3 protein-coding genes are annotated in these 12,998 nt (G+C 57.2%); 1 reads left to right on the top strand and 2 read right to left on the bottom strand.

Going from position 1 to position 12,998, the window contains the following annotated elements:
• The first annotated feature begins 331 nt into the window (after positions 1-331).
• Positions 332-5,878, top strand: coding sequence for a type I polyketide synthase (locus tag OS242_RS05555; RefSeq protein WP_267150662.1), 5,547 nt, complete (start codon positions 332-334; stop codon positions 5,876-5,878).
• 45 nt (positions 5,879-5,923) lie between these two features.
• On the opposite strand, the gene OS242_RS05550 is transcribed toward OS242_RS05555, so the two are convergent.
• Positions 5,924-7,228 carry an MFS transporter gene (locus OS242_RS05550; RefSeq protein WP_267150661.1) on the bottom strand — a complete coding sequence of 435 codons (1,305 nt, stop codon included), beginning with the start codon at positions 7,226-7,228 and terminating at the stop codon, positions 5,924-5,926.
• Positions 7,229-7,260: 32 nt separating this feature from the next.
• On the bottom strand, positions 7,261-12,981 hold the full coding sequence (locus OS242_RS05545; RefSeq protein ID WP_267150660.1) for a non-ribosomal peptide synthetase: 5,721 nt from the start codon (positions 12,979-12,981) through the stop codon (positions 7,261-7,263).
• Between the last annotated feature and the right edge of the window lie 17 nt (positions 12,982-12,998).

Here is a 12,998-nt window from a genome sequence, read left to right as displayed (position 1 = left end):
ACTGTCATCGAATGAAAAGTAGCGGCCTCCGTCTTGCGCGGAGGCCGCTTTGGTTTGATCAGAAACGAAAGACTTTCAGATCATATCTATTTAATTTATGCGAAATAATTGGTAAAATGTATTTGAAGATGGGTGCATCAAATGATTGCAGTAAATGATTATCTTAATCGAAAACGGATTTTCTCTTCGTTTCAAGTACTGAGATGATTCTAAACTGGTGGAATAAACGGTGATGTTGGGGAGGTGTTCAAGGGCTGTCTCGCAGATTGCTTTTTCGTACAAAAAATTGAATTTTTGTTGTTTTCGCGCAGTTTAAAGGGGGAGATCTTGTATGACAAATTTGAATACCAATGAGAGAGAGCCGATCGCGATCGTAGGGATCGGTTGCCGATTTCCAGGCGGAGTCGACAGCCCGAGAAGTTTTTGGAACCTGTTGACCGAGGGCGTTGATGCGATAACCGAAGTCCCCGAGGATCGTTGGAGCCAACAAAGGTTTTTTGACCCAAACCGTGGAAAGCCGGGCAAGACGTACACGAAATGGGGCGGTTTTTTAGATTCCATCGATTTGTTTGACGCTTCGTTCTTTGGGATCTCACCACGCGAGGCCTCCATGCTCGATCCGCAGCAACGCTTGTTGTTAGAAGTTTGCTGGGAGGCGCTGGAGGACGGCGGACAACGGGCCGACAAGCTGCGCGGCAGCCGGACCGGGGTGTTCATCGGCGGGTTCACGCTGGATTATAAATATTTGCAATTTGCGGAGCGGAATCGACACGTTGTGGGTTCGCATACGGCAACCGGTGTCATGATGACGTTGCTTGCAAACCGACTGTCGTATGTATTCGATTTTCAAGGTCCGTCCGTTGCGGTTGATACGGCCTGTTCCTCTTCATTGGTTGCCGTGCATCTCGCTTGCCAGAGTCTTTGGAACGGCGAAACGGGTCTGGCGATCGCCGGGGGTGTCAACGTGATGTTGAAACCGGACATCACCGTTTCGGAGTCGAAGGCCGGGATGTTGTCGCCGGACGGGCGTTCCCGGGCATTTGATTCGCGAGCCAACGGATATGTGCGGGCAGAAGGCGCCGGCATCGTCGTTTTAAAGCCGTTTGCGCAAGCGGTTGCAGACGGGGACTCCATCTATGCGTTGATCCGCGGAACGGCTGTCAACCAAGATGGGAACTCCTCCGGGCTGACGGTGCCGCGCGGGGAAGCACAAGAGAAGTTGATGCGCGAAGCCTATGCGCGCGCTGGTGTGAAGCCCAGTGAGATTCAGTATGTGGAAGCTCATGGAACGGGGACGCCGGTCGGAGATCCGATTGAAGCGAATGCCATTGGGACGGTGCTTTCCGACGGTCGCGGGGAGCAGGATGTCTGCTACATCGGGTCGGTCAAAACGAATTTCGGACACACGGAGGCTGCGGCCGGCGTGGCAGGTCTGATCAAAGCAGCGCTCGCCCTGCATCACGGGCAGATCCCCAAACATCTGCATCTGCTGTCTGCCAATCCGAAGATCGATTTGGAGCAGTTGAAATTGAAAGTGCCGCAAGAACTGACTCCGTGGCCCGAGACGGAAGGGCCGCGCTTGGCGGGCGTGAACTCGTTTGGATTTGGCGGAACGAATGCACATGCTGTGCTGGAGGCGGCTCCGATCCCTGCGGCTTTGAAGGACGACGTACAGGAACAGGCATCTTACCGCGTGGTGCCGCTTTCCGCGCGTAGTCCGGAGGCGCTGCAACAGCAGGCGTCTACGTGGATGCGGGAGTTGGGGGACGGTGGGTTGCTGGAAGGGGCTTCCTTGTCGGATCTCGCGCATTGGGCAAGTCAGCGCCGTGACCATCACCCTCATCGTCTCGCCGTATTGGCCAAATCAAGCGAAGACTTGCTCGACTCGCTTCAAGCGTATCTCAACCAAGAATCTCGTCCTGGTCTGGCAGCAGGCCAAGCTGGAAACGAACCGGAGCCATTGGTATTTGTCTACACGGGCATGGGGCCTCAGTGGTGGGGCATGGGTCAGCAACTGTACCGCGAAGAACCGGTGTTCCGTGCGGCTCTTGATGACTGTGATGCACGTTTTCAAAAACAGGCCGGGTGGTCGGTGCTTGAGGAGATGCTGAAGGATGAATCTCGTTCGCGCATGGCCGAAACGGAAGTGGCACAGCCGGCAAACTTTTTCCTGCAAGTCGGTTTGACCGAGCTTTGGAAATCGTATGGAGTGGTGCCGGATGCAATCGTCGGCCACAGTGCGGGGGAAGCGGCTGCCTGTTACGTGGCAGGGGCCATGTCTTTGGACGAAGCGATCAAAGTGATCTACCATCGCAGCCGTCTCCAACAGTTGACCACGGGACAGGGGAAACTGGTGGCAGTCTCCTTGCCGCATCAAGATGTCTTGCCTTATTTGAAAGGGTTGGAAGACCGCGTGTCGATTGCAGCGCTCAACAGCCCTTCGAGCGTAACGCTGGTCGGAGATCCGGATGCATTGGAACTTGTGGTGGCTCCCTTGGAGGCAAAAGGCGTATTTTGCAAATATCTCTTTGTGAAAGTGCCGTACCACAGCCATTACATGGACCCGTTGCGGGAAGAACTGCTGGAGGTGCTTGGCGACCTGCAGCTGACGGATACGCATCTGCCGCTCTACTCGACCGTTACGGGCCGGAGAATCGAAGGCACGCAGGCAGACGCGCACTATTGGTGGTTGAACGTACGCGATTCTGTGCTTTTCGCGGCGGCAACGAATGAGTTGCTCCAAGACGGATACAGCCGGTTCCTCGAAGTCGGTCCCCATCCGGTGCTGGCAAGTTCGATCTCGGAGTGTCTCGACGCCTCAAACCGCAGCGGCAAGATCGCCACGTCGATGCGTCGGGGACAAGATGAGCAACAGATCCTGCTCGGTTCGCTCGGTCAGTTGTATACGGGAGGGCAGGAGGTGGAGTGGGCGGCTCTGAATCCGACCGGCCGCGCCATCAAACTCCCCGGCTATCCGTGGCAGCGGGAACGCCATTGGAACGAATCGCACGAGTCCGCGCAGGATCGTCTGGGAGAAAAACGTCGCCCCTTGCTCGGAAACCGTCTCCATGTTCCTCATCCGGCATGGGAGACGGAGATCAACACTTCGCAGATCACCTATCTGGCGGATCATCAAATTCAAAGCTCGATTGTCTTCCCGGGAGCGGCCTATTTTGAAATGGTCTGCCAAGGGATTAACGATCTGCTGGGTGCGAAACCGGGTGTCATCTACGGTGTCGGCGAGGTCGAATTCCATAAAGCGCTGTTCTTGTCTCAGGAGAGGAATGCCAACTTGCAACTGCACCTTGATCCGGAGGCAGGGACGTACCGAATCGTTGATGCCACGAATCCGGCGGCAGATCTTCCTCTGCACTCCAGCGGGAAAGTTCTCTGGAAAAACCGGTATCAGGTGCCCAAGGTCTCGTTGTCCGATTTGCAAGTTCGCCTCACCTCGGAGGTGACGAAAGAGCAGACTTATGAGCATTTCCGCAAATTGGGCTTGGTGTACGGTCCGACTTTCCAAGGCATTGAACGCCTCTGGCATAACGGACAGGGGGAAGTGTTGGTACAGATCCGCGTACCGGATGCCATACTCCCTGAGATGGGCGACTATGAGATGCACCCGGTCGTTCTCGACTATATGTTTCAATCGCTGGCTGCTGCTCTTCCGCGAGAAGGTGAAGAGACGGTCTACATGCCGACGGGGATCGATCACGGCATTTTCGGCGGAACGATTCGCTCGCAGGTCATGTGGATTCACGCCAAAATCTGCGAGCAGACGGACGTGGAGCTGACAGGGGACATCCGCCTGTTCGACGAGGAGGGCAATACGCTCTTCGAGGTCGCCGGGTGCCGGGCAAGATCGTTGAAAGATGATTCGCAACAGGTGATGGGCAATGTACCGATGACGTACAGTGAGTTGTCGTGGGTGGAGCAAGAGTTGATGACGGACACGGAGGCGGCGAACACGGGTGATCTCTGGCTGCTCTGCACCGATCGCGATGGAGTGGGCACCCGGTTGGCCGAGCGTCTGCGGGAGAACGGTGACCGAGCGATCATGGTGCAGGCCGGATCGCAGTATTCAAAAGTGGCTGAGGATCTGTATGCCGTGCGTCCGGGTTCGACTGACGATTACCACCGTCTGCTCACCGATCTGCAGGCGGAAAACGGTCACGATCCGTTGCACCTGCGCGGCATCGTGCATCTGTACAGCTTGGACATCGCAGATACAGTTCATTTGACAGACGAGACTTTGGCGCAGGCTGAAGTGCTCGGAGGCCTGAGCGTCTTGCATCTCACCCAAGCGGTGGCACAATACCCGTGGCGCAAGGCTCCAAAGATGTGGCTTGTGACGTCGGGGGCGCAAACGGTGGCGAACGAAGCGGGTACCCAAGTGGCGCAATCGACGCTGTGGGGGTTGGCTCGTGTCATCGGGCAGCAGGAGCATCGTGACATCTGGGGCGGGATCGTGGATCTGGACCCGGCCAGCGCTGTCGACGAGTCGGCTGCGCTCCTGGCCAAGGAGATTCGCCGCACCGACCGTGAAGATCAAGTGGCGTACCGCAACCGTGTGCGCTATGTGGCACGTCTTGTGGACTGCCAGGATCTGAGTCTCCCGTTGCCGCCGCAACTTCGTCAAGATGCCAGCTACATGATTACCGGCGGGTTCGGGGCACTGGGCTTGCTGGTGGCCGCGCATCTGATTGAACGCGGGGCGCGCCGTTTGATCTTGGTGGGCCGTGAAGCCTTGCCGCCGCGTATCGAATGGAAACAGGTGGATCCTGACAGCCGTACGGGTCAGCGCATCGCCTCTGTGCGTGCGCTGGAAGCGCTCGGTGCCAGTGTTCACGTCGCAGGGTTCGATGTCGCCGATGCCGGTGCGCTTGCCGCTTTCGTGGAGGCTTATGAAGCGGAGGGATGGCCGAGCATTCGGGGGATCATCCATTCTGCCGGAACGTCAAAGCCGCAGATGCTTCTCTCCATGACGGCCGATGAATACGCATCCGTCCTGCGTCCGAAAGTACAAGGCGCATGGAATCTTCATACTCAATTTCATGATGCGCCGCTGGACTTTTTCATCCTCTTCTCATCGGTTGCATCGTTGATCGTCTCACCGGGTCAAGGCAACTATGCGGCCGGCAACGAATTCCTCAATGCGTTGGCACGCTACCGGCACGCACTTGGCAAACCGGCGCTGAGCATCAACTGGGGCCCGTGGGGAGAAGTCGGCATGGCCAACGATTTAGACCTGATCGAGTTCTTCGCCAAGCGCGGGAACTATCCGATCACCAATGCCAAGGGGTTGGAGGCATTCGGTCATGTCATGGGTCACAGCAAGCCGCAAGTCATGGTCTCGCCGCTCGTCTGGAACGTCGCGTGCCAGACGAACTACCCGCTGGGCGAATTCCCGGCGATGCTGGACGACGTCTACGCGCAAAGTGCGCAGCAGCAGGCGAAGGAGGAGCCGGAGACCGGCAAAGAAAACATCCGCGAATCCCTGCAGAACGAGAGCGACCCGGTACTGCGCCAAGAGCTTTTGGAGGCGTATGTGAAAGACTCCGTGTCTCACGTCTTGTTACTCAATCGCGAACAGCTGGTGAATGACGAGCCGTTGACTTCGATGGGTCTTGATTCCATGCTGGCACTCGAACTCAGAAGTCGGTTGGAGAAGACGTTCGGGGTATCGGTGCCTGTCGTCGAACTCCTCCGAGGGGTGAGCGTCAAGGAGATCTCCCACAGTCTGAACAGCCAAATGCAGACCGAGATCTCGTCGGGGGACGATGTCCTGTCGCATCTCGACCATTTGAAGCCGGAGGATCTCGACGATCTGTCGGACGAAGAGATCGAAAGGCTCCTGCAAGAACTGGAAGCCAACTAAGTGAAAAAAGACCCGCCTTCCTGAGAAGGCGGGTCTTTTCGTTTTCTAGGCGGAGGTGCTCTTGGTGAGGTTTGACAGGGACTGATAACGGCGCAACGGGGTCAAAACAACGGTCAATACGGCTGCGCAGAGAGTCAACAGAGCCCCGGCAAACAGCAAGACGTTTTGCGGGCCGATGCTGTCTGCAAAAAATGTGGAGAAGCCGACACAGAGCGTCAGCAGCGGACCGTTCACCGTTGCGACCATCCCGAATACCCGGCCCTGCAACCCCGAATCGACCTCCACTCGGATGGCGACATTGAGCAACAGCGTGCAGAGGCAATACATAAACCCGAGGGCGAAGATGAGCGGATAGACTTGCGCCGGTTCGTTCATCCGCGAGATGAGGATGAAGATCGGACCGAGTCCCAGCGTGCCGACGAAGATCCAGAATCCCTTTTTCTTGATCCGGGTATCCAACTTCATCAGAATCCAAGACGCGGTGATATAACCCAATGGCACGCAAGCCTCGATGATTCCGAACTCGGCCGGGGCGGCCTTCCACACGATCACGGTCATGACTTGAATCATCATCAGCGACATCGTGAAGAAAGCGGAGATGACCGGCATGAGGATAATGATGCTTCGAGTAAACGGATCACCGAACATAAAGCGAAATCCAGCGGTGAAATCTTGCCAAAACCCCTTCGTCCCGGTCGGTTCGGCAACGGGTTCCGTCACCGGGGAGTCCGCTGTGATCGGCTCGTCGGTGGAGGGTGCATGCGAGTTCTGCACATGAGCCGATTGAAACTTGCCGGCGAACAGGACGAAGATCGCAGATAACACATAGGTGACCGCATTGACACCCGTTGCGGCCGCGGTGCCAAAGAAGCCGACGACAGTCCCCCCGACCGCTAGACCGAGAATCCGTGCGACATTGTCGATGATGTTGATCGAGGCTGTCGCTTTGGGAATCAACTCTTTTTGGAGGATGTTGCTCAGGGACGCATGAAACGCGGGCCCATGAAACAGCATGACGAACGTCTGAAGCCCGACGATCACCAGGACCAGCGCGAGCGGCGTGTAGTTCAAGTACATGCACAGCGAGATGACTGCCATGATCGCAGCGTTCAGCAAGTCGCAGACCCACATGATCGTCCTGCGGTCGAAGCGGTCGGCAAATGTCCCGGCGATGTTGCCTGCGGAGAGTGTGACGACCAACACGACGAGGAACAGCAGGAACATGATGCGTGCGCTGCCTGTCGTTTGCAACACCCACAGGTTGAGTGCCAACGAGGCGAAGCAGGAGCCGAGCAGGGAAAATCCATAGGAAATGAAGAGATATCGGAACGTGCGGTTCTGGAAGAGCATGAAACAGCCCCCTTCAATTTGCAACTGCGCTGTCATTTTTTCGCAAGCATGGACTTGAGCTTGGCGAGTTTGTCGTTTTGGAGTGCCTGCTGGCGCTGCGCTTTTTCAGCCTTTTGATACGACGTGAGGGCCGTGTGGAGATCGTCCCAACATGCTTCCGGTCGTTCTGCCATCGTCAGAAGCAGATGGCGGAGGTGCGACAGGGTCGTTTCGAGTTCCTGACGGGTCATCCGGTTCCCGTCTTCTTCAAGTTGCAACATCAGCTCGTGACCGGGTGTGACTTTCAGGCAGAGCGGATAGTGGTTGCGCACCGTGTTGCGGATGTCGCTCAACTGCAAGTCGCGACGCTTGAACTGTGACGAATGGACCGGAAGATTCTCAAACGCCACGATGCTTTCAAACAGTGCCTGCCCGCGAACCAATCCGCACCACGAGTGGATGAGCGATAACGGTGTGCCTTCATGACGGCGTGCTTGAAGTTGGGTGTCTTGCAGGATGCGCAGGCTGTCCGCCCATTTTTCGCCGTCGCGTGTCTGCACGCGTACCGGAAGGGTGTTGATGAACAGTCCCACGATGGAATCCGCCCCCGCCAACTCGCTGGGACGTCCGGATGAAGCGGCTCCGAATACAACGTCGGTGTGTCCGCTCCGGTCGCGCAACAGCAGTGCCCACGCTCCTTGCAGCAAGGTGTTCAGCGTGATGTTCTGCTGCAAGGCGGCTGCTTGCAAGGCGCGAGTCTCGGTGGCCGACAGCGTATATGATGCCTCCAAAAAGGATGACACCTGATCGTGGGTCGCAGGTTTGAGATGGAGCGGCGTCGGCGTGTGACACCCTTGCAAGAGGTCGCGCCAGAACTGCTCCGCTTGGTGCCAGTCTTGCGCTTGGTACCAGGCGATATAGTCGCGGTAGTCGCGGGGGGTCGTCAGAGACACGCCGCCGCCGACTTGCAGTTGATCGTATGCGCTCAACACTTCCTGCAGGAATTGAATGAGCGACCAACCGTCCAAGAGCAGATGATGGTTGGTCAGAACGAGATGGTACAGGTCCTCCGTCAACCGGATGAGATGAACGCGCATCAACGGGGCCGTCTCCAAGTCAAACGGCGTGTTTCGCTCTGCTTGAATCAGCCGCTCAAGTCTCTGCTCGCGCTCTGCGGATGTGCTGTCCCGCCAATCAAGCTCCGTCCAGGGGACGTTCACCCGTGCCGCGACCACTTGCAGCGGTTCGGAAAGGTGTGTACAAACAAAAGCGGTTCGCAAGATGCTGTGCCGGTTGACCACCGTCTGCCAGGCGGTCTGGAAGGAGGAGGCTTCCAAGTTCCCTTCCAACTTGCAATCAAACTGCGCGACGTACAAGTCCGGCTGGGCAGAGGTCAAGTTGTGGTAGACCATTCCGGCCTGTACAGGAGTGAGCGGATAGAGGTCCTCGATGTCTTCATAGCGTGAGGACAACCAGCGATAGTCTTCCGTCTTCACGTTCGCAAGCGGGAAGTCCCCTACGGAAAGAACGGGATCCGTTTGTTGGCGGCAGTGGTCGTGCAGGTTTTGCAACTCGGTTTCAAGTCGTGCGGCCAACGTTTGGATCGCCTGAAGGTCAACGACCTCGGTCGAGTATTGGAACAGGATGTGCAATCGTTCTTGGAACAAAAACCCGTGGATGACCACGCGAGTTCCGGTCACCGTCCCGTGCGCATGCGGGCGGATCGACGTCAAAACGGACGTGTTGAAGGAGGACAGACTTCCATAGAAGATCACGTCCACTCCAGTTTCAGAAGCGGGGTGTTGACCGTGTTTGTTCTCCGACAACGTCGTATCGATCTCAAGGCTCTGTGCCACAGCTGTCCGCAGAACGGTCTCGGGCGTTGCGCGGTACATGCGGCGAGCGGATTGCAACAAGGCTTGCGTTTCGAGTACCGACAGCGAGAACCCAAGGGCAGCCGTTTTTTCAAACAACATGAGCGCTGAACGGGAGTCTGTTGCAGGCGGCTTCCACGTCGGCCATGCGGTCTTGGCCGTTTCTTGTTTCAGCATGCCTGTTCGAGCCTGCTGGAGGGCCATCTGGAACTCGTGTATGAGCAACGCCCACATGCTGTCGTCGACCAACAGCCGGTCGCCGATGAGGCACAGCATGCTCTCCTGATCATCTCCACGGTCGAACAGCACGGCTTGCCACATGGGACCGGATGCAGCATGGATGGCCTGTTCAAACGTTTGTTCCATCAGCAGTTGTTGTTCCTGTTGAGGGACCTTTCGCAGATCGATGAGCTGGAGCGGGAGGGAGGTTGAAGACTCAGGCCCGGGCTGTACCCAGACTTTGGAGTCGGGCTCCATCTGCAGACGCAGCGCTTCATGCTGATGCAGCAGAGCGCGAAGGCTGTCTTCGATCTCGCGTATCGACCAATCCGCCCCGGTGAGCCAAAAGGCTTTCTGACGTGCCGGTCTCGATACAGTCGTGAGCAACTGGTATTGCTCTTCGGTGAGCGGAATCTTCCTGTGCGTTCCTTGGTAAAGAGTCGTGTCGGCAACAGCGCTCAACTTGGCGATTGTCGGATGCTCAAATAACTGATTCGGGGTGATGCGAAGATTCAACTTTGCAGCTTGCATGATCACCTGCAAGGCCAGAATGGAATCGCCGCCTCGCTCGAAGAAGTTGTCATGAACGCCCATCGACTCTTGGTGCAGGACCTGAGACCAGATCGCTGCGAGTGCCTGTTCCACGTCATTTCGCGGGGCGACTGCATCGCGCTGCTCCTGCGGCAGTTCCAAGGCCAAGAGGGCGGCACGATTCGCTTTTCCGTTTGCTGTGAGCGGGATCGCATCTACGAGCAAGAAGGCGGAGGGCACCATGTATTCGGCCAATCTTCCTTGACAGAATTCACGCAGGTCATGCGCGGTGACTTCGGCCGAGTCGGCGGGGACACAGAAAGCAAGGAGACGTTTCTCCCCGGCAGGTGCTTCCTGTACGAGTACGACGCTCTCCCGTACGCTTTCGTGGTTCAGCAGGACAGCTTCGATCTCTTCTGTTTCGATTCGGAATCCGCGGATCTTGACTTGGTTGTCGAGGCGGCCGAGGAACTCGAGCACTCCGTCTGCACGCAAGCGCACGAGGTCGCCCGTCTTGTACAGACGTGAGCCTGTGTCCGTTCCGAACGGGTCGGCTACAAACTTTTGTACAGTAAGCTCCGGTCGGTTCACGTAGCCGCGCGCGAGGCTGATGCCGCCAATGTGCAGTTCACCCGGCACCCCGAGCGGGACGGGGTTCCCGAAATCATCGAGGACATAGGACGTGCGGCAGCCCAGCGTGCGCCCGATTGGAACGGCTTTGTCGGGGGCGAGCGCGGCCGCATCGGCTGTGATCTCATAGGCGTGCGAGGTGACGACCGTCTCCGTCGGACCGTATACGTTGAGCAAACGGATGTCGGCCGTCGGCAACTCTTGCCAAGCCTGGACGTGCATCGGCAGCATGGCTTCCCCCCCGACGATCATCAGGCGCAGGGACTGCGGCAAAGGAACTTGTAATTCCCGCCAAGTCTGCACCAACTGATTCCAATAGGAGGTGGGCAAGTTCATGACGCTGATCCGGTGTTGATGTACCTGTTGCAACAAGTCGTGCGGACTCCAAAGCTCCGGTCCGCGCAAGACGACGGTGGCCCCGGAGAGCAGAGCGGACAGCATCTGTTCAATCGATGTGTCGAAACTGTACGAGGAGAACTGCAACACACAGTCCTCTGATGTGATCTGATAGTACTCCTTGATGGTAAGCAGATGAGAGATCAGCGGGCCGTGTTCGATCTCGACGCCCTTTGGTCGGCCGGTGGAGCCGGATGTGTAGATCACGTACGCCGGCTGGTGGAGCGATACAGTCCGCTCGATCGGTTCTCCGCAAGCTTCGTCTTCCAACTCGTCGAGGCAGACAAGGCGTACGGAAGACACCGGGATGCGCGGGGCATCTTCGCGAGTGGTCAAGATCGTCGTCAGCCCGCTGTCTTCCACGATGTAACGAAGGCGTTCCTCCGGGTACTGCGGATCAAGCGGCACATACACACCGCCCGCTTGGAGAATCCCGATCAGTCCGACGGGCAGATGGAGCGAACGCGCCAGCAGTACGCCGACTCGTTCCTGCGGTTGAAGGCCCAGCGTCTGCAAGCGCCGGGCTGTGCGTTGCGCTTTGGCCATCAGCTCGCCGTAGCGAAGGATCTGATCGCCGCATACGATGGCCGCCGCCTCCGGCGTTCGTTGAGCTTGCACAGCCAGCCGTTCATGCACCGGCTGCATCTCATGTATCGTCTGAGGCTGGTTCCACTCGTACAGGACTTTCTGACGCTCCGCCTCGTGCAAGAGCGGCGCCTGTCTCACGTCACCGTCCGGATCTTGCAAAAGATGCCGGAGCAACACTTGGAAGTGGGCTGCCATGCGCTCGATCGTTTCATGAGCGAACAGATCGGTGTTATACGAAAAACCCCCACGCAGCACATGGTCGTCCTTTGTCAGAGAGAGGGTGACGTCAAATTGGCCCTCCTGTTGCGGAATCAAATAGGAGGAGAGCTGCATGCCGTGCAGATCAAGTCGGGCCTGCGGGTCTCCCGATATGTATCGCGTCAAGCCCTGTTCCTTAAGATGAGTGGCTTTGTGGAAAGCGAACATCGCTTGAAAGATCGGCGAACGGCTGGGATCGCGCTCCTGTTTGAGTTGTTCAACGAGCAGCGAGAACGGGTAGTCTTGGTGTGCGAGACCATGAAGTACTTTGCTTTTGTTTGTGTTCAACAGTTCGCGGAAAGTCACGGACCCGTTAAAGGATGCGCGCAACGTGATCGGGTTTGCGAAGTATCCGATCACATCCTCCATCTCCAGACGGTTTCGTCCCGCTGTCGGGGAGCCGACCAAGATGTCGTCTTGGCCGCTGTACCGATGCAAGAAGGTTTGAAAGGCGGAGAGCAGCGTGACATAGGGCGTCACTCGCTCCGTGCGGGCAAGGGCGTCAATCTGGTGGACGAGCGCGGGGTCAATTTCGAAATAGTAGGTGGATCCCTGATAGGACTGGGTGGAGGGGCGTCGAAAATCGGTGGGCAAGGAAAGGGCAGGCAGATCACCGCTTAACTCTTGTTCCCAATAGTCGCGCAACGTTTGTCCTTCTGTACCGGTTAGCAGATCAAGCTGCCAGCGAACATGCTTGGCGTATGTACCTTTGACAGGAGGCAAAGCGGCGGGCACAGAGGACAAGGCTGCCTGATAGAGTTGTCCTAACTCGTCGAGAAGGATGGACAGCGACCAAAAATCAGAAAGGATATGATGGATGGCTATCAGCAAAATCGTATCGGTCGGTCGGGCAAAAAGGTCGAAGCGAAACAGCGGTCCATCAGCAAAAGAGAACGGGCTGTTGGCGGCGGCCAGCACTTGTCGGCGCACCTCTTCTTCGCTCAGGGCGGCGGTGTCGTGCAGGGTCACCGGGATGTCCATCTCGTGGTGTACGCACTGCATCAATTGTTCGCCCTCTTTGGTGATCGTCGTGCGCATCGCCGGATGTCGGGCGGTCAGCTGCGACACGGCCTCTTGAAACGCCCCATGTTCGACCGGCGACTGGATGCGAGCGGTAAATAAGATATGGTAGGACGAGGTATCCGGTGCCAACTGATGGAGATACCACAGCGCCTGTTGTCCATATGTCAAGGGATATTGCTGCGGACGTTGTGCTTTCTCCAGCAGGAGTTTGCGTAGCCGCTCACGTTTTTCATCGAGTGCAGTTCGATCAGCCAAGCCTATTCATCCCTTCA

The organism is Tumebacillus lacus, assembly GCF_026410385.1.
GTDB lineage: Bacteria > Bacillota > Bacilli > Tumebacillales > Tumebacillaceae > Tumebacillus > Tumebacillus lacus.
This window is presented reverse-complemented; position numbering and strand designations above follow the sequence as displayed.